The following is an 18271-nucleotide window of genomic DNA, read 5'->3' as shown; positions in this document are numbered from 1 at the left end:
GCATACGGACGCAGTAGTCCACGCGGGTAGGGAGAAGGGCCGCGACGTGCGGCGCATCGTTCCTTCGGGCGGTGGGGGCGCTTTCGTCATGCTCCGAGCACGTCCAGGACCCGCTCGGTGTCGGCGAGGTCGTCGAGCACGACCTCGGCGCCGGCGGCCTGGAGCTCGGCCCGCGACGTCTTGCCAGTGGCGATCGCCACGACCCGCACCCCAGCATCGTGCGCACCCGTCACATCGGCAGGGGTATCCCCGAGGAACACCGCGTCCGTGGCGGGGATGTCGGCGCGGATCAGCGCAGCGCGCAGCAGCTCGGGACGCTTCTCAGCATCTTCCCCGTACGCGCCCTCGTCTAGGCGGAGGTACGCGTCGAGGCCGAACGTCGCCAACTTCACCTCAGCCGCGGCGCGGACGTTGCCAGTCACCACCGACTGCCGGACCCCGCGCGCGTCGAGCGCCGCCAGGATCGACGCGGCACCAGGAAGAGCGTGCCCACGCTCGCGCACCTCGGCCGCCCGCTGAAGGTGGACGGCGCCCAGTGCGTCAGCGAACCGCGTGAACAGGTCGTCGCTGAAAGGGACGTCGTGCAACTTCGCAGTTTCCCGGAGGATCACGCGCTCCGTCGACCCGGTCGCGGACGCCTGCTCGCGCAGCGGCACGCCCGTCACCTCCTCGAACGCGACCGCCCACAGCTCGCCGCCGAGTCCGCGCATGGCCATGAGCGTGTGGTCGATGTCCCACAACACCAGCCTCGCCACGGCGCCCCCTCTCTCAGTGGATTCCCGTGTCCCCACCTTGCGGGCACCCTACGCTCGGAAAACAGAGCGAGGAGCGGGCGCATGGTTGCAGCAGACCTCCCCATCGGGGACCGGATCAGGCACTATCGGGGCGGGCGCCGGCAGGATGCGGTCGCCGGACTGGTGGGCATTTCGCCCGACTACTTGTCCCAGATCGAGCGGGGTCTCAAGGTCCCTTCGCTGCCCATCCTGTATGCCCTGGCTCAGGAGCTGGGGGTACCCACTGCCGCTCTGCTGTCGGAGCAACCCCCCGCAGAAGAGGAAGCCTCAGACACAGCGGAGGCTGCTGTGGGCCGCGCGCTCCTCGGCTACGGGCCCGCTTTCAAGGCTGGGCCTGCAACGGCAGCCGTGCTGAGGGACCGGGTGGAGGCCGCGTGGCAGTCCTGGCAGACCGCGCGCGACCGCTTCACCCAGGCCGCCCATACGCTGCCCGGACTCGTTGCTGATGTAGATCACGCGGCTCGCGCCGCTCGCGCCGGGGCGGATCCGGTAGAGCGCCGTGCCGTGCTCCGGGTTGCCTCTGACCTCTACTGCCTGCTCCGTTCCTACCTGCGGCGCACCGGCCGCGTCGATCTGGCCACCATCGCAGCGGACCGGGCCATGCGCGGCGCAGAGGACGCCGACGACCCTCTGCGTGTCGCTGCCGCGCAGTGGAACCTCGGCCATGTCCTCCTCGCTGCGGGCCGGCCAGGCGAGGCGGAGGACCTGGCGCTGCGGGCGGTCGAGCAGGTTGCTGTCGCTCAGATGCCGGAGATGGAGCGCCAAGCGATGGGCGGCGCACTCCAGCTGGTGGCCGTCCTCGGGGCGACCCGTCGGCGCCGCTGGTGGGAGGCCCGGGACCGACTGGTTCAGCACGCAGCGCCCGCGGCCCGCCAGGTGCCCGACGACAGCAACATCCGATGGACCGTGTTCGGGCCGACCAACATTGCTCTGCACGCCCTGTCCATCGAGATGGAAGCGGGCGAGACCGGTGAGGCCCTGCACACTGCGGACGCGACCGACATCAGTGGTCTGCCTTCGGTGGAGAGGGAGTTCACTTTCGGTCTGGAGGTGGCGGCCTGCCACGGCCAGCGTCGCGACGATGCCGCCGTTCTGCTGTCTCTGCTCGGCTTGGAGGCCATCGCCCCGGAAGATCTGGCCCGGACGCCGCTCGCCCGGCAGTTGGTCTTGACGACGATCCGCCGGTCCCGGGCGACGCACGCTCGGCAGGCCGAGCAGCTCGCTGTGCGGATGGGCCTCGTCTAGCTGGGGAGCTTGTGGCTCACCCGAACTGACAGCTCGGGTGATCGCGCAGAGGTTGCCTACGGTCATGGGTGTGAGGCACGTCACCATGACTGTGAAGGCTTTCCCGATGCCCGATCCAACACAAATCTCGGCGGTCGATCGCTGGCTGTCCCAAGCGCAGGCCGCACCCGAGCAGGCGTGGCGCGAGTGGAGGGACGGAGGCGTCGCCCTCCTGCCATGCGGCAACCGCTTCTGCGCGATCCGAATCCCTACGCAGCTCGTGCACGCCGCGGTCGGCACCTCGGAGCAGCCAGCAGTGGACACCGCGCTCTCTGCGGCTCTCGACGGACCAGTGATCCGCGATGAGGCGGGCCAGCACGACTACGCACTGATCGAAACCATTCCGCGGAGGGACTGGCCCTTTCAGCAAGATGCCCCGTTGCTCGGCCACGGCACGTACCTGGGCGTTCCGAAAACGGAGCGTGAAGGTTCGTCCCGCACGCACTGGGTTGTGCCGCCCCGCTTCCCCGGAAACCTGTGCTCCCTCCGGGCGGTCGAGGAACTCGTGGCCACAGGCCGCGCCAGCCTCGCCGAGAACAGCCCTCCGGAGACAAGCCCATGAGGACCGTAGTCCCGGCCGACGTGGCCCCCGAGGCGCAGAAGGTATATCAGGCGCTTCTCGCGCACCTCGACGCCTGTACCCCGTGCCGCGTCGAAGCTCCGTGCGAGGACGGCCGCCGCATCCGCCGAGCCTGGCAAGCGGCCCGCGCTGCGGCCACGCCTCCCTCGAACTCCCGCCGTACTTACGGCGTGTAGACGGCTCAGATGGGCACGCTCACGAACGGCACGACCACCATTCTCTACCAGTACCACGCGGCGCCAGGACTGGACTGGCGGAAGGCCCGCCGGACCGACCTCGATCCAATTCTGAAGGACTGCCTCATCCTCGCGGACGCCGGCGTCGCGAAGGGGTACCCGCACGACAGCATCCCCGACGGGACGCGCATGGTCGCGATCAGCGACGACAAGGACCCGAAGACACCGGTGCTGCTCATGAGCCGGGCCGTGATCAGCAAGTTCTTCGACGGGGTGATCTGCGATGTGCACGAGGGCCCGCCGCTGGAGACGGAGCGGGAGTGGAACGGGACTCGGATCTGCCCGGTCTGTACGCCGCTCGGCCGTACTCACCAGGAGACGCGGGTGATCGTCCGGAGGGCGAAAGCGCGTTTCGAGCGCGAGGGGTACTGGAATCAGCCGGGCCGGTGTACCTAGCTGCTGGTGCCGAACGGGGCTGCCGGTGCTGTGGTACCGGCAGTCTCCGCCCCGTCAGACGAAGTCGCGGAGCGGCACGTCGAGCGCGTCGGCGATGAGGAGGGGGTCGGTGAGCGTGGGCACCCTGGTGGCGTGTTCGTACCGGTGGACCGTCTTGCGATCACGGCCGACGCGCCCACGCTCGCGGCTTGTGAGACTCCGGGGTCGAGTGCAGACCAGGGGTCGTCGAGCTTGGCCCGAGCCCAGACCCTGCTCGCGCCGCAGATCCTCCGCCCATCGTGAGCACCCCCTCGTCGGCGGGCGGACACTGGTTCTCGATTCTGATCAGCTAAGTCTGGGCCTGCTGAATTAGGTTGCATTGCTGACCGTTACGCGTGCCGCGTGTGCGCGTTGAGCACTGTGGCCAGGGCGGGGGAGAGACTCCCCCCAGGTGGCCCCCCGCTCTGGTCCCTCAGGCCAAGACAACGGCGGCCCCGCAGTGTGAAACCGCGGGGCCGCCGTCGCGCTGCGCCGCCAAGCGGGGGAGTGGGAGACGACTGGGAGATGATCAAGGAGAGATTCCTCGAACAGCTGCCATTTTCGTCTGGTTTCCTCTAGATGCCACTAGGCGAAAGTCAGAGACCCAATCTTGACTTCAGCCCGCCGACTCGCCCGCGTGAGGGCTCAGTACGCCCATGCTGACCAGCACGATCAGTACGATGCCGAGGGCGATGCGGTAGTAGACGAACGGCATGAAGGACTTGGTCGTGATGAACTTCATGAACCAGGCGATGACCGCGTAGCCGACCAGGAACGCGACGATCGTCGCAAAGATCGTCGGGCCCCAGGAGACGTGGCCGCCCTCGCCCGCGTCCTTGAGTTCGAAGGCGCCCGAGGCGAGGACCGCCGGGATGGCGAGCAAGAAGGAGTAGCGCGCCGCCGCCTCGCGGGTGTAGCCCATGAGCAGGCCGCCGCTGATGGTGGCGCCGGAGCGGGAGACGCCCGGGATCAGGGCCATCGCCTGGCAGATGCCGAAGATCAGGCCGTCGCGGACGCCCAGTTCCTTCAGGCTCTTGCGTTCCTTCACGGCACGGTGCTTGCCGCCGGTCTCGTCGCGCGCCGCGAGGCGGTCGGCGATGCCGAGGACGATGCCCATCACGATCAGCGTCGTGGCGATGAGCCGCAGATCGCGGAACGGGCCCTCGATCTGGTCCTTGAAGGTGACGCCCAGCACGCCGATCGGGATCGAGCCGACGATGACGAGCCAGCCCATCTGCGCGTCGTGGTCGGAGCGTGGCACCTTGCCGAAGAGGGAGCCGAACCACGCGGAGATGATCCGTGCGATGTCCTTGCGGAAGTAGATCAGCACGGCTGCCTCGGTGCCGATCTGGGTGATCGCGGTGAACGCGGCTCCCGGATCGTGCCAGCCCGCGAAGGCCGCGGTCAGCCGCAGATGCGCGCTGGACGAGATCGGGAGGAACTCGGTCAGTCCCTGGACGAGCCCGAGGATGAAGGATTCAAGCCAAGACATGGAAACTGCGCCGTCCAAGTACGGATCATGGGCTGCGGGTGCGGTCATGTGATGGGAGATACGGGAGGTATGCGCGCGAGGGGTGATCACTCCCTTGCCGTGGGGCAGCGTAGCGCCACTTGGTTAATAGATTGCCGGAGGGCCGCCGCGCGGGGCGGCGGGCCAGCTGGGACGGGGGTCCGGGAGGCACTCCTCGCGCCGCGCCACAAGCCGATCCGGATCGGCCGCGTCGGCCAGGATCGGCCGCGTCGGCCCGCATCGGCCACGCCGCAGCGGATCGGCCACGTCGGCCCGGATCGGCCACTCCGACCCGGATCGGCCACGCCACACCGGACCGGCTACGCCGCCGTGGGGCCCTTCGTCGTCCAGCCGGGGGTCTGCGGGTGTGCGGTGAGGTCGTCGTGGTGGACCTGCTCGCCGCAGGCCGCGCAGGTCACGACCGGGAGCATCTCGTTGCCGCAGACGTGCTCGACGACCATCGGGCGGTCGTCGTCCGTGCGGAGGTGGCGGTCGCCCCAGGCCATCAACGTCATCAGGACCGGCTCCAGTTCGAGGCCGGCCTGCGTGGGGCGGTACTGGAAGCGCTGCGGACGCTCGCTGTAGGCGACCTTCTCCAGGACGCCGGCGTCGACCAGGCGGCGCAGCCGCGTCGCGAGGATGTCGCGCGGGGCGCCGATGTTGCGCACCAGCTGGTCGAAGCGCCCGTTGCCGAGGCAGACCTCGCGCAGGACGAGCAGGGAGTACTTCTCGCCGACCAGGGCGAGGGCGTCGGCGATCGAGCAGGGGCGCGCATCCTTCATGCGGACATCCTAGGGGAGGGTTTGTTTTTCCAACTCGCCGGGCTATGGTGAGTTGGAATTTCCTACTCACTGGTATTCGCCGGGGGGAGCCGTGCACGGCGGCGGGCAAAGGGGAGTCCATCTCGTACCGCGCCCCGCGCCGCTGACCCCCGGCGCCCTAGGAGGACCGCACCATGCGTGACGCCGTCATCGTCGAAGCCGTACGCACCCCGGTCGGCAAGGGAAAGCCGAACGGCTCCCTCGCCCACGTCCACCCGGTCGAACTCCTCGCCCACACCCTGCGCGCCCTGGTGGAGCGCACGGGCATCGACCCCGGCCAGGTCGACGACGTGATCGGCGGCTGCGTCGACCAGGTCGCCGAGCAGGCCATGAACACCACCCGGTACGCCGTCCTGTCCGCGGGCTTCCCGGAGTCGGTGCCCGCCACCACCGTGGACCGCCAGTGCGGTTCGTCCCAGCAGGCCGTGCACTTCGCCGCGCAGGGCGTGCTCTCCGGCGCGTACGACATGGCCGTCGCCTGCGGGGTCGAGTCGATGAGCCGCGTACCGATGTGGTCGAACGTCCCGCCGGGCGCCGACCCCTTCGGACCCGGGGTCGCCCGGCGCTTTCCCGAGGGGCTCGTACCGCAGGGCATCAGCGCCGAACTCATCGCCGCCAAGTGGTCCATCGGCCGCGAGCAGATGGACGCGTTCGCCACGACCTCCCACCGGCGGGCGGCACGGGCCTGGGACGAGGGACTCTTCGACGCGGAGGTCGCCCCGGTCGACGGCGTCACGCGCGATGAGTGCGTACGCTCCGCCACCACCCCCGAGATACTCGCCGGCCTGAAGCCCGCCTACCAGGACCCCGGCTTCGGCGAGCGCTTCCCGCAGATCGACTGGTCCGTCACGGCGGGCAACGCCAGCCCCGTCAACGACGGCGCATCCGCCGTCCTGATCACCACCAGCGAGCACGCCGCACGGCTCGGTCTGCGCCCGCTGGCCCGGCTGCACAGCTTCGCCGTCACCGGCTCCGACCCGCTCCTGATGCTCACCGGCATCCTGCCCGCCACCGAAAAGGTGCTGCGCAAGGCCTCGTTGAGCCTGTCCGACATCGACCTCTTCGAGGTCAACGAAGCCTTCGCCAGCGTCGTCCTGGCCTGGCTCCAGGAGACCGGCGCCGACCCGGAGAAGGTCAACGTGCACGGCGGAGCCATCGCGTTGGGGCACCCCCTGGGCGCGAGCGGCACGCGGCTCATGACCACCCTCGTGCACGCCATGCGGGCCCGTGGGGCGCGTTATGGGTTGCAGACCATGTGCGAGGCGGGGGGCCTGGCCAACGCGACGATCCTCGAAGCGATATGAGCCAGGAGCGGGCAGGGCAGGCCAGGCCAGGGCAGAGGCGCTCCTAGGGGCTGCCCCCGGGTGCGCGGGTGCGGGTGCGTGCCTGCGTGGGTCCTGCGTGGGTGCGGCGCGATCGGCCGCCGAAGTCCTAGCGGGCGCGCAAATGGTGGCGCTTGAACCACGCCACCACCGCGCCCGCCAGCCCCGTCACCGCGATGAAGCCCATCGCGACCAGGAACACGGGAGACGTAGGCGTCGAGGCGCGCGCGCCCGCGATGACGTACGCGGCGGTGTTCGGGATCGACCCCAGGCCGGTGGCGAGCAGGAACGGCAGCCAGCCCATACGGGACACCGCCGCGCAGTAGTTGGCCGCCGCGAACGGCACCCCGGGGAAGAGCCGGGCCGCCAGCATCGACCGGAAGCCGTGTCTGCTCAACTGCCCGTCGGCCGCCTTCAGCCAGCGGCCGCGCAGCAGCGGGCGCAGCGCGTCCTGGCCCAGCATCCTGCCCAGGCCGAAGGCGATCCCGGAGCCGAGGACCGTGCCCGCGAGCGCCGCCGTGAGGCCCGCCTGCGAACCGAACAGGGCGCCTGCCGCCAGATTGAGCAACGGACGCGGTACGAACGCGGTGGTGCACAGGCCGTACGCGACCGCGAAGACAAGGACCGCGGCGGCCCCGCCGAGCTGCGCCGGCCAGCCGTCGGACAGCAGCCGCTGTGGCTCGAAGAGCAGCACACACGTCCCGGCGGCCGCGAGCAGCGCCACCAGCAGCGAGAGCCGCGACCACGGCGAGAGCAGCACCCTGGTGCAGCGCTCGGCGAAGCCTTGCGGACGGACTGCGGCTGAGTCGAACATCCGGGGAGACTAACCGACAAATGTGTGTGATCGCCGTATGGAGCGTCTCACGGGCGTCACAGTTCTAAGGTGCGTCCCATGAGCGCGACCGTTCCGCACAGCGAGCTGGCCGACACCGTCATGGAGCGTCTCACCGTGACGTACGCGGCTTCGGCGGACCCCGTGCGGGCCGCGCGGGCACAGGCGTACATGAAGGACATCGCCCCTTTTCTGGGCCTGCCCTCGCCCGTGCGCCGCGAGCTGTCCCGCACGGTCCTCGCCGGGCTCCCGCGCCCCGACGAGGCGGACTGCGCGGCCGTGGCGCTGCGCTGCTGGGAACTGCCGGAGCGCGAGTACGCGTACTTCGCCGTGGACTATCTGCGGCGGCACGTGAAGTGCCTCTCGTCGGGCTTCCTGCCGGTCGCCCGCCGTCTCGTCACGACGGTGTCCTGGTGGGACACCGTCGACGCGCTCGCCGCGCACGTCGTCGGGGGCCTGGTCGCCGCCGACCCGCGGCTCAGGACGGAGATGGACGCCTGGATCGAGGACGAGGACCTCTGGGTGGCCCGCACCGCCCTCCTCCACCAGCTCCGCCACAAGGACACCACCGACACCGGACGCCTCTTCGCCTACTGCCTGCGCCAGGCCGGGCACCCCGACTTCTTCATCCGCAAGGCCATCGGCTGGTGCCTGCGCGAGTACGCCAAGACCGATCCGGCGGCCGTACGCGACTTCGTCGAGCGGGAGAAGGGACACTTGGCGCCCCTCTCGGTGCGCGAGGCCCTGAAGAACCTCTGATCACACCGGACTTCACGGGCACGGGCCCGGCGAAAACCATTCGACGAACCCCCGCCCGTCGGCAATGATCTGCCCCATGTTCCGGTACGCCTTCCACGCAGCCCCGTCCGCAGTCGCGGACGCTGCGAAGGCTGCCGTCTTCCACTTCGCGGCATTCCCCGTCGGCGGCGCCCGACGCTGACCCTCCCCGGACACTCCGGCGGACCCCACAGGGGGAGGGTCGGTTCGGCCCCGGGGTCCCCGTCCCGAGCGCGCACGCGACGCCGTGCGCCCAGGACTTCAGCTTTCGAGTTCCGGAGAAGGAACCGCCATGTCCAAGACGGCGTACATCCGCACGAAACCGCACCTCAACATCGGCACGATGGGCCACGTCGACCACGGCAAGACCACCCTGACCGCCGCCATCACCAAGGTCCTCAGCGAGCGCGGCACCGGCACGTTCGTGCCCTTCGACCGCATCGACCGCGCCCCCGAGGAGGCCCAGCGCGGCATCACCATCAACATCGCGCACGTCGAGTACGAGACCGACACCCGGCACTACGCGCACGTGGACATGCCGGGCCACGCCGACTACGTCAAGAACATGGTCACCGGCGCCGCGCAGCTCGACGGGGCGATCCTCGTCGTCTCCGCGCTCGACGGGATCATGCCGCAGACCGCCGAGCACGTCCTGCTGGCCCGCCAGGTCGGCGTCGACCACATCGTGGTCGCGCTGAACAAGGCGGACGCGGGGGACGAGGAGCTCACCGACCTCGTCGAGCTGGAGGTGCGTGAGCTGCTCTCCGCGCACGGGTACGGGGGCGACTCCGTGCCGGTCGTGCGGGTCTCGGGGCTGAAGGCGCTGGAGGGCGACCCGCGCTGGGCCGCCGCCATCGAGGCGCTGCTCGACGCCGTGGACACCTATGTGCCCATGCCCGAGCGGTACGTCGACGCGCCCTTTCTGCTGCCGGTGGAGAACGTGCTCACCATCACCGGCCGCGGGACCGTCGTCACCGGAGCCGTCGAGCGCGGCACGGTGCGGGTCGGTGACCGGGTGGAGGTCCTCGGCGCGGAGACGGAGACCGTCGTCACCGGTCTGGAGACCTTCGGCAAGCCGATGGAGTCCGCGCAGGCCGGCGACAACGTGGCGCTGCTCCTGCGCGGGGTCCCACGCGACGCCGTACGGCGCGGGCATGTCGTCGCCGAGCCGGGCAGCGTCGCTCCGAGCCGCCGCTTCACCGCCCAGGTGTACGTCCTGTCGACCAAGGAGGGCGGCCGGTCGACGCCGATCGCGACCGGCTACCGGCCGCAGTTCTATCTGCGGACCGCGGACGTGGTCGGTGACGTGGACCTCGGCGAGGCCGCCGTCGCCCGGCCCGGCGACACCGTGGCGATGACGGTGGAGCTCGGCCGCGACATGCCCCTGGAGCCGGGCCTCGGCTTCGCGATCCGCGAGGGCGGGCGCACCGTCGGGGCGGGCACGGTGACCGCGGTCGGCTGACGCCCGCTGCCCGTCTCCTCCGGGGATCCACCCCGGGGGAGGCGGGCACAATGGAGCGGTGACCGAGGACGAGAAGACGGACGAGAGCGCGGACGGCGGCGCGGACGAGGCCATAGCCGTCATCAGGGACGTCGACCACGGCACCGCCAAGCTGATGCCGGACGTGGACCGGCGCCGCGCCTGGCTGCTCACGGTCGACGGGGCGCCCCAGTCCTACGTCGATCTGGACGCGCCCACCTACCTGGAGTTCGAGTACGCGCAGCGGCTCGCCCACGTCATCGACACCACCGGGACCGACACCACCGGAATCGACGCCACCGGAATCGACGCCACCGGGACCGACGCCACCGGAGACCCCGGCCGCCCGCTGGACGTGGTCCATCTCGGCGGCGGCGCGCTCACCCTGCCCCGCTACGTCGCCGCGACCCGGCCCGGCTCGCGGCAGGACGTGGTGGAGGCGGACCGGGGCCTGCTCGACCTGGTCGCCGACCGGCTGCCGCTGCCCGCGGGCTCCGGCATCACCGTGCACGGCGCCGATGCCCGGCAGTGGCTCGAACAGGCGGCCGCGGACAGCGCCGACGTACTCGTGGCCGATGTCTTCGGCGGCTCGCGGGTGCCGGCCCACCTGACGTCGGTGGCGTACGCGCGCGCGGCGGAACGGGTGCTGCGGGCGGGCGGCCTCTACGCGGCGAACCTCGCGGACGGCGCGCCCTTCGCCTTCCTGCGCTCCCAGCTCGCCACCTTCGCCGAGGTGTTCGAGGAGGTCGCGCTGATCGCCGAGCCGAGCGTGCTGCGGGGCCGCCGCTTCGGCAACGCGGTGCTCGTCGCCTCACACGGGCCGATCGAGATCGAGGCCCTGGCCCGGCGGACGGCCTCCGACGTCTTCCCGGCCCGCGTCGAGCACGGCCCGGCGCTGCGCCTGTTCATCGGCGACGCGCGCCCGGTCCACGACGAGAACGCGGTCCCGTCACCCGAACCGCCGGACGGAGCCTTCAGCATCGGCTGAGGGCTCGGCCCCCGGCTCGTCCATGGCGCCGGGCCGGTCCGGCAGGGGATCGGCCGACGGCTCCACCGGGAGGCCGGTCGCCAGCTCCGCCGAGGGTTCCACCAGGGGAGTGGCCGCCTTCGCCACCTCCGTGGAGCTCGCGCGCCGCGTCAGATTGCGCACGTCCGGCACGAACAGGACCAGCGCCGTCACCACGACCACCAGGACCGCGCAGCCCCACAGCGACGCCGAGCGGCCGAAGGCGAGCTCCGCCGGGCCCGCGAGCGCCGTGGCGAGCGGAACCATCGCGATCGAGCCGAACCAGTCGTACGCCGCGACGCGCGACAGCTTCTCCTCGGGGATCTCCTGATGCATCGCCGTCATCCACGAGACGCCGAACACCTCGATGGCGACGCCGCTGACGAACATCACCGCCGCGAGCCCCCACACCGGCAGCGGCACCGCCAGCGCCGCCGAGGGCGCGGCGAGCGGGAAGACGCAGAGGGTGCCGGCGAGCAGCAGGCGCCGCGGCTTCCAGCGCATCATCAGGAACGCGCCGCCGACGGTGCCCGCGCCGAACGCGCCGAGCGCCAGACCCCAGGGCCCCGCACCCCCCAGCTCGTCCCGGGCGACCAGCGGTCCGAAGACCGCTTCGGCCGCGCCCACCACCGCCACCACCACGGAGAACTGCGCGACGATCGCCCACAGCCACGGCCGGCCGATGAACTCCTGCCAGCCCTCCCGCAGGTCGGAGAGGAGGCCGCCGCCGGGTGCGCGTGCCGGGATGTGGCTCACGTCGAGGAACGACCGCAGGGCTCCGGCCACCGCGAACGCCGCCGCGTCCACCGCGAGCACCCAGCCGGGGCCGATCGCGGCGACCATCAGACCGCCGAGCGCCGCGCCGCCGAGCCCCGCTCCCTGCATCGCCATGCGGTACAGCGCGAAGGCGCGGCCGGCCTGTTCGCCGCTGACGGTCGACATCAGCATGCCCTCGGCCGCCGGGCCGAAGAACGCCTGCCCGGTGCCGCCCAGGGCGGTGAGCAGCATCATCGACCAGAGCGGGGGCGCGCCGGAGATCACGAGGACCGCGAAGACCGCCTGCGAGACGCAGTTGAGCGCGTTGGCCGCGACCATCACGTGGTGGCGCGGCAGACGGTCGGCGACCGCGCCGCCGATCAGCAGGAACAGCACGAGCGGCAGCGTGCGCGCCGCCGCCACCAGACCCACGTCCCCGCCGTCACCGCCCGTGTCGAGGACGGCGAACGCCGCCGCGATCAGGGCGCCGTGGCTGCCCAGATTGGTCACGATCGCGGCGGCGGTCAGCAGGCTGTAGTTGCGGCCGGCCCAGGAGGGGCGGCGCACGTCGGCGGGTGTGGTCACCAAGGGACTATGGCCGCAGGGACACCGACTTGCCAAACCGTTTCCGCGCAGGTCCGGCAGCCCGTGGAGCGTCAGCGGTCCCGTGGCCCCGCGGCGGCCCGGCGGATCAGGACTCCGAGGGGTCCCCGTGCAGCCGTACCGTGCTCAAGATCTTCTGCACCGTCGCGTCGGGGATCTCGCCCTTCACGCCCTTGGCGCCGTACAGCGACCACGCGACGTACTCACCGTCGCCGTTCTTGAAGGAGAACGTCGTGGCCTTGCCGTCCGAGTCGCACTTGTCCTCCTTGACGACGCCGGACGTCGTGGAGGTGGCGACACTGCCCTTGATGCCCGACGCGGTGGTGTACGACTTCACCTTGCCGATGTCGATCCGCTTCTTGTCGGCCTTCTTCTGGCCGGTGTAGCCGCCGAAGACCCACCACGCGGAGTCGTTGCGCGCGACGTCCTTGGTGTTCTTCGCGCCGTTCTGGCCCTTGGTGCCGACGGCGCCGAGGGCGGTGTCGTCCTTCGTGCCGTCCTTGTCGTCGTCGGAGGAGCACCACTTCGACTTGTAGTGGGCGGGCGCCGACATGCCGATGAGCACGCTGCCGTCACCCTTCTCCTCGTCCTCGAAGCCGATGAACGTGTCCGGGGTGTCGACCTCCCAGTCGGCCGGGACGTCGAAGGCGGTGCCCCACTTGGGGTTCACGACGACCTGCCAGCCCTTGATCGTCGGCTTGGGGCCGTTGCCCGTGCCACGCTCACTGCCGCCGTCGTCCGTCGCGGTGGGGCTCGGCTTCGGCGAGGCCGACTTGGCGGGGGACTTCTTGTTCGGCTTGCCGTCCGCCTCGTCGTCCTTGTCGCCGCCGAGGACCAGGAAGCCCGTCACACCGGCGGCCACCAGGACGGCCAGCGCCGCGACGATCGCGGTGATCTTCGTCTTCTTTCCGTCACCGCCCTGCCCGCCACCCGGCTGGGGCGGCATGGGCGGCTGCGTCGGCGCGGCCCACTGCGGCTGCTCGGGCTGCGAGAAGGCCCCCGAGTGCGGCGGCTGCTGCTGGTATCCCGGCTGCTGGTACGGGTTCGGCTGCTGGTACCCCGGCTGCTGGTACGGATTGGGATTCTGGTCCTGCGGGTTCTGCTCGCCCCCGGGCGGCTGCTGTCCTGGCCACATGGGCAGTAACCATAGAGGGGCTTGTGGCCGGATGTCATCGCTGCCCCCGCAGGGGGCCCGGCACATCGGGTCACAAGCCCCGGTGGGGCACGAAACGCCTCAGGACTCCGTGGGATCCCCCGAGAGACGGACCGTGTTCAGGATCTTCATCACCGTCTCCTCGGGAATCTCGTCCTTGACGCCCGTCGCCCCGTAGAGGCTCCAGGCGACGTACTCGCCGTCGGAGTTCTTGAAGCCGAAGGTGATCGCCTTGCCGTCCGAGTCGCACGTGCCGTTCTGCGGCGTGTTCTTCGACTGGGCGCGGGCGATGCTGCCCTTGACGCCGGTCTTGGTGGTGAAGGGCTTCGCCTTCTTGTCGAAGGTGAGGCTCTTGCGGTCGGGCTGGGTGTAACCGCCGAAGACCCACCAGGGCACCTGGTTCACCGCGACCTCGTCGGTGCTCTTCGCGCCGTTCGCGCCCTTGGTGCCGACGGCGCCCAGGGCGGTGTCGTCCTTCGTGCCGTCCTTGTCGTCGTCGGAGGAGCACCACTTCGACTTGTAGTAGGCGGGCGCCGACATGGTGATCAGCGGCTTCGCGTCGGCGCCCTTGGCGGCGTCCTCGAAACCGATGAAGGTGTCGGGGGTCTGCACCTCCCAGTCGGCCGGGACGTCGAAGGCGGTGCCCCACTTGGGGTTCACGACGACCTGCCAGCCCTTGACCACCGGCTTGGGGCCGTTGCCCGTGCCGCGCTCGTCCTCGCCGCCGCCGGTCGCCGGGCCGGTGCCCGGCTCCTTGGAGGCGGCGCCGGCGGGGGACTTGGACGGCTTGGCGTCCGCCGAGTCGTCCGTGTCGCCGCCCAGCACCAGGTAGCCGGTGACGCCTGCGGCCACCACGACCGCGGCGGCCGCGACAAGGGCGACCAGCTTGGTCTTGTTGCCGTTCCCGCCGTTCCCGCCGCTTCCGCCGGGCTGCTGAGGCACGCCCATCGGCGCGGTCGGAGCGCTCCACTGCCCCTGCGCCGGCTGCTGCTGGTACGGGTTGGGCTGCTGATACCCCGGCTGCTGGTAGGGGTTCGGCTGCTGGTACCCCGGCTGCTGGTACGGATTGGGATTCTGGTCCTGCGGGTTCTGCTCGCCCCCGGGCGGCTGCTGTCCTGGCCACATGGCGGGAAACGATACGGGGTCAGGAAACCGGAGCGGCGCGACAACCCCTGGTCACGGGGCCCGTGGTGGTGCGGTGGCTCAGGACGCGGAGCCGTCGTCGTACTCGCGCACGGTGCTGAGCATCTTCCTGACCGTCGCGTCGGGCACTTCGTCCTTCACGTTCTTGGCGCCGAAGAACGACCAGGAGGCGAACTTCCCCCGGGAGTCCTTGAATCCGAACGTGGTCGCCTTGCCGTCGGTCCGGCACTCGTCGGTCTTCTCGATGCCCGAGACCGAGGAGGTGGCCACGCTGCCGGTGAGGCCGGAGGCGGTGGTGTAGGGCTGCGCCGCGCTGGTCTTGACGCTCTTGCGGTCGGGCTGGGAGTACTGGCCGTACACCCACGTCGCCGAGTCCTTCACGGCGATCTGCTCGGTGCTCTTCGCGGTGCGGTTGCCCTTGCTGCCGGCCTCCGCGAGCGGCGTGTGGTCCTCGACGCCGTCCCGGTCGGGATCGCTCGCGCACCACTTCTCCTTGAGCGCGGCGGGCGCCACCATCGCGATCAGGATGCTGTCCTCGTCGTCGGCCTCCCCGACGGCGTCCACCCAGTCACGCGACTTGAGGTTCCACTCCGGGGGAGCGTCGAAGGCGATGCCGCGCTCGACGTTCACGACGGTCTTCCAGCCCTTGACCGTCGGCTTCGGACCGCCGCCCACACCGCGCCGGTCCGCGTCATCGGACCCGGAAGGGTCGGCGGACGGGCTCGCGGAAGGACTCGCGGAAGCGGAGGACCCCGCGGGCCCGGCCTGCGCGTCGTCGCCCTCGTCGCCGCCCAGGAGCAGGACGCCGGTGACGCCCGCGGCCACCACGACCGCCGCCGCGGCGACCACGGCGACGACCTTGGTCCTGTTGCCGCCGCCCCCGCCGTCCTGCGGCGCCTGGGGCGTCCCGCCGGGCAGGGTGGGTGCGTTCCACGGCGCCGGCTGCTGGTACCCCGGCTGCTGGTAGAGATTCGGCTGCTGGTTCGGTCCGCCCCCGGGCTGCTGCTCTCCTGGCCACATGGGGAGTCACCCTAGGCGACCGTGATCCAGGTCGAGCCGGCTCCTGGTCAAAGAACGCTACCCGTGGGTAACATTCCAGTCATGAGCGCTGACCAGATGTCGATCGGCGAGATGCTCGCCGCCACCGTGCCGATGGCCCGGACCCTGAACCTCGAGTTCCGCGAGGCCACGCCCGAGAAGGCCGTGGTCGCCCTGCCCGACCAGGCCGAGTACCACAACCACGTCGGCGGGCCGCACGCCGGAGCCATGTTCACCCTGGGCGAGTCGGCGAGCGGCGCGATCGTGCTCGCCGCGTTCGGCGACCAGCTGTCGAGGGCCGTCCCTCTCGCCGTCAGCGCCGACATCGCGTACAAGAAGCTCGCCATGGGGCCGGTGACCGCCACCGCGACCCTCGGGCGCCCGGCGGCCGAGGTCGTCGCCGAGCTGGACGCGGGGCAGCGCCCCGAGTTCCCGGTGGCGATCGCGATCCAGCGCGAGGACGGCGCCGTGACCGGCGAGATGACCGTCGTCTGGACCCTGCGGCCCAATAACTGAGTCGCGTACGGGCGTTCACTTCCGTACGTTCGACGAGCACACGGCATCGCGCCGGCCGGGTCACGGGGGTCCCGGCCGGCGCGGTGCCGTCTCCGTTTTTGCGGCCCCCGCCCCGACTTCGGCCCAGGCTCCGGCTCCGTGACTTTCCCGCCGTTCTCCGCGGCCTCGCGCTCAGGTCATTGACACGAGTCAACGACGGCCGTAGTTTTCCCGCCGCCAGGGGGTCGACGTCGTCCAGCCACGGGAGTCGCCGCATGAGCCGCATCAGTCGTACGAGCCGCAGGAAGAGAACGGGCCGGGGCGCCTGCGCCCTGGTCGTCATGGCCGCCGCCGCGGCCCTGCTCCCTCCGCACACCGCGCGTGCCACCCCCGAGAGCCCGCCCCGGCCGGGCGGCGGCACTCTCGTCCGTACCGACGCGGGCTGGCTGCGCGGCGAATTAACCGCAGAGGGGCGGCAGTTCCTCGGCATCCCCTACGCACGGCAGCCCGTCGGCGGCCTGCGCTGGAAGGAGCCGCGCCCCGCCGAGCCCTGGCACGGCGTACGCGGCGCGACCTCCTTCGGCAACCGCTGCGTCCAGACGGCCAGTTGGGACCCCGGCTACGAGAACCCCAGCCACACCGAGGACTGCCTCGACCTCAACGTGTACGTCCCCGAGGCGAAGGGCAAGAGCGAGCGCCGTCCCGTCATGGTCTGGCTGCACGGCGGCGGACTGACCGCGGGCGCGGGGGAGGACATCGTGCCCGACACCTTCGCCCGCCGCACCGGCACGGTGGTCGTGACCGTCAACTACCGCCTCGGGGCGATGGGTTTCCTCGCCGGGAAGGGCCTCGACGCCGAGGCCTCCGACGGCCAGGTCTCCGGCAACTACGGCATGCTCGACCAGCAGGCCGCCCTGCGCTGGGTGCGCGCCAACATCGGCGCGTTCGGCGGCGACCGGCGGCGCGTCACCGTCGCGGGCGAGTCGGCGGGCGGCCGGTCCGTCTGCACGCAGCTCGCCTCGCCCACCGCCAAGGGCCTCTACCGCGCGGGCATCGTGCAGAGCGGCGCCTACGGGGACTGCGCCGCCCGCGAGCGCGAGGAGGCGATCGCCCAGGGCGCCGCGTTCGCGAAGAAGGCCGGCTGCCCCGACCCCGCCACCGCCCTGGCCTGCCTGCGCGGGAAGCCGGCCAAGGAGATCCTCGCCGCCCAGGCCGGGTTCGACTGGGCCCCGGTGGCGGGCGGCGCCTTCCTGCCGGTCCAGCCCGAGGAGGCGTACCGGAAGGGGAGCGCGGCCCGCGTCCCGGTCCTGAACGGCGCGAACAGCGACGAGGGACGGCTCTTCGCCTACGGGCAGTTCGACGGCCAGGGCAAGCCGCTCACCGAGGCGCAGTACCCCGGCGCGCTCACCCGGGCCTACGGCGCCGAACTGGGCGCCGAGGTCCTGCGGCGCTATCCGGCGTCCGGCCACGCCTCGCCGACGCACGCGTACGCGGCGGCCCAGGGCGACCAGCTGTTCGCGTGCCCCGCGCTGCGCCTGGACCGCACGCTCGCGGGGCGCGGGCCCGTCTACGCCTATGAGTTCGCCGACCGCACCTCGCCGCCCTTCGCCTCGATCCGGGAAGCGGGCAAGACGTTCGACTTCGGGGCGACCCACGTCAACGAAGTGCAGTACCTCTTCCGGCACTTCGGGCTCGTGTCACCCCTGAACGCGCAGCAGCGGGCGCTGGCCCGCCAGATGGTCCAGTACTGGGGCTCCTTCCTCCACGGCGGCGCACCGCGCGCCGAGGGCGGGCCCGCCGCGCCCGACCAGCGCACGCGCCCCGGCCAGGTGCTGGTGCTGCGCACCGCCTCCGCGGGCGGGACCGCCCTGAGCGCGGCCGTGGCCCGTGAGCACCGATGTGATCTGTGGGACCGCGCGGACTCCGCCCCGGCCGACGCCGGGTGAGCGGGTAGGCTGCCCGGCGTGCGCGCTCCGGGGGGAACGCGCGCGCCGGGTACAGACGCACCAGCACAGCCAGCACAGGAG

The 18271-nt window shown here is 71.4% G+C and carries 17 protein-coding genes; 9 read left to right on the top strand and 8 right to left on the bottom strand.

Annotation, left to right across the window (positions count from 1 at the left end; translation table 11 throughout):
- Positions 1-86: 86 nt before the first annotated feature.
- Positions 87-755 (bottom strand): HAD family hydrolase, encoded by a 669-nt coding sequence (locus QBL25_RS08390; protein ID WP_409056392.1) that lies wholly within the window; start codon positions 753-755, stop codon positions 87-89.
- Between the two features lie 81 nt (positions 756-836).
- On the opposite strand from QBL25_RS08390, the gene QBL25_RS08385 reads away from it, so the two are divergent.
- The 3 genes from QBL25_RS08385 (at position 837) to QBL25_RS08375 (ending at position 3290) form a co-directional block, all read left to right on the top strand.
- Positions 837-2039: a helix-turn-helix domain-containing protein gene (locus QBL25_RS08385; RefSeq protein ID WP_409056391.1), complete on the top strand. Its 1203-nt coding sequence runs from the start codon at positions 837-839 to the stop codon at positions 2037-2039.
- 70 nt (positions 2040-2109) lie between these two features.
- Positions 2110-2640, top strand: coding sequence for a hypothetical protein (locus QBL25_RS08380; protein ID WP_409056390.1), 531 nt, complete (start codon positions 2110-2112; stop codon positions 2638-2640).
- Positions 2641-2843: 203 nt separating this feature from the next.
- Entirely contained in the window at positions 2844-3290 is a 447-nt protein-coding gene (locus QBL25_RS08375) for a hypothetical protein (RefSeq protein WP_409056389.1), read from the top strand.
- A gap of 634 nt (positions 3291-3924) precedes the next feature.
- On the opposite strand, the gene QBL25_RS08370 is transcribed toward QBL25_RS08375, so the two are convergent.
- Positions 3925-4800: an undecaprenyl-diphosphate phosphatase gene (locus tag QBL25_RS08370; protein ID WP_409056388.1), complete on the bottom strand. Its 876-nt coding sequence runs from the start codon at positions 4798-4800 to the stop codon at positions 3925-3927.
- 338 nt (positions 4801-5138) lie between these two features.
- On the bottom strand, positions 5139-5600 hold the full coding sequence (locus QBL25_RS08365; protein WP_409056387.1) for a winged helix-turn-helix transcriptional regulator: 462 nt from the start codon (positions 5598-5600) through the stop codon (positions 5139-5141).
- 173 nt (positions 5601-5773) lie between these two features.
- On the opposite strand from QBL25_RS08365, the gene QBL25_RS08360 reads away from it, so the two are divergent.
- Positions 5774-6943: a thiolase family protein gene (locus tag QBL25_RS08360; RefSeq protein WP_409056386.1), complete on the top strand. Its 1170-nt coding sequence runs from the start codon at positions 5774-5776 to the stop codon at positions 6941-6943.
- A gap of 127 nt (positions 6944-7070) precedes the next feature.
- On the opposite strand, the gene QBL25_RS08355 is transcribed toward QBL25_RS08360, so the two are convergent.
- Entirely contained in the window at positions 7071-7775 is a 705-nt protein-coding gene (locus tag QBL25_RS08355) for a TVP38/TMEM64 family protein (protein ID WP_409056385.1), read from the bottom strand.
- Between the two features lie 78 nt (positions 7776-7853).
- Here QBL25_RS08355 and QBL25_RS08350 point away from each other — a divergent pair, with 78 nt between their 5' ends.
- The 3 genes from QBL25_RS08350 (at position 7854) to QBL25_RS08340 (ending at position 11038) form a co-directional block, all read left to right on the top strand.
- Positions 7854-8552 (top strand): DNA alkylation repair protein, encoded by a 699-nt coding sequence (locus QBL25_RS08350; RefSeq protein WP_409056384.1) that lies wholly within the window; start codon positions 7854-7856, stop codon positions 8550-8552.
- 310 nt (positions 8553-8862) lie between these two features.
- Positions 8863-10032: an elongation factor Tu gene (tuf, locus tag QBL25_RS08345; RefSeq protein ID WP_409056383.1), complete on the top strand. Its 1170-nt coding sequence runs from the start codon at positions 8863-8865 to the stop codon at positions 10030-10032.
- 154 nt (positions 10033-10186) lie between these two features.
- Positions 10187-11038 (top strand): spermidine synthase, encoded by an 852-nt coding sequence (locus QBL25_RS08340; protein ID WP_409062580.1) that lies wholly within the window; start codon positions 10187-10189, stop codon positions 11036-11038.
- Here the strand turns inward: QBL25_RS08340 and QBL25_RS08335 are convergent.
- The 4 genes from QBL25_RS08335 to QBL25_RS08320 all read right to left on the bottom strand — a co-directional run bounded on the left by QBL25_RS08335 (position 11000) and on the right by QBL25_RS08320 (position 15731).
- Complete coding sequence (locus QBL25_RS08335) at positions 11000-12397, bottom strand: MFS transporter (protein WP_409056382.1); 1398 nt, start codon at positions 12395-12397, stop codon at positions 11000-11002. The genes QBL25_RS08340 and QBL25_RS08335 overlap by 39 nt on opposite strands.
- Before the next feature lie 106 nt (positions 12398-12503).
- Positions 12504-13550 (bottom strand): hypothetical protein, encoded by a 1047-nt coding sequence (locus tag QBL25_RS08330; protein WP_409056381.1) that lies wholly within the window; start codon positions 13548-13550, stop codon positions 12504-12506.
- Positions 13551-13649: 99 nt separating this feature from the next.
- Positions 13650-14693: a hypothetical protein gene (locus tag QBL25_RS08325; RefSeq protein WP_409056380.1), complete on the bottom strand. Its 1044-nt coding sequence runs from the start codon at positions 14691-14693 to the stop codon at positions 13650-13652.
- Positions 14694-14771: 78 nt separating this feature from the next.
- Positions 14772-15731 (bottom strand): hypothetical protein, encoded by a 960-nt coding sequence (locus QBL25_RS08320; protein ID WP_409056379.1) that lies wholly within the window; start codon positions 15729-15731, stop codon positions 14772-14774.
- 81 nt (positions 15732-15812) lie between these two features.
- On the opposite strand from QBL25_RS08320, the gene QBL25_RS08315 reads away from it, so the two are divergent.
- Positions 15813-16265, top strand: a complete 453-nt coding sequence (locus QBL25_RS08315) for a DUF4442 domain-containing protein (protein ID WP_409056378.1) — start codon at positions 15813-15815, stop codon at positions 16263-16265.
- Positions 16266-16519: 254 nt separating this feature from the next.
- Entirely contained in the window at positions 16520-18190 is a 1671-nt protein-coding gene (locus tag QBL25_RS08310) for a carboxylesterase/lipase family protein (protein ID WP_409056377.1), read from the top strand.
- The last annotated feature ends 81 nt before the right edge of the window (positions 18191-18271 follow it).

Source organism: Streptomyces sp. SYP-A7185, from assembly GCF_046103685.1.
Classification (GTDB): Bacteria; Actinomycetota; Actinomycetes; order Streptomycetales; family Streptomycetaceae; genus Streptomyces.
Note: the sequence above shows the minus strand (reverse complement) of the source record. Positions and strands in the feature narration are given on the sequence as shown.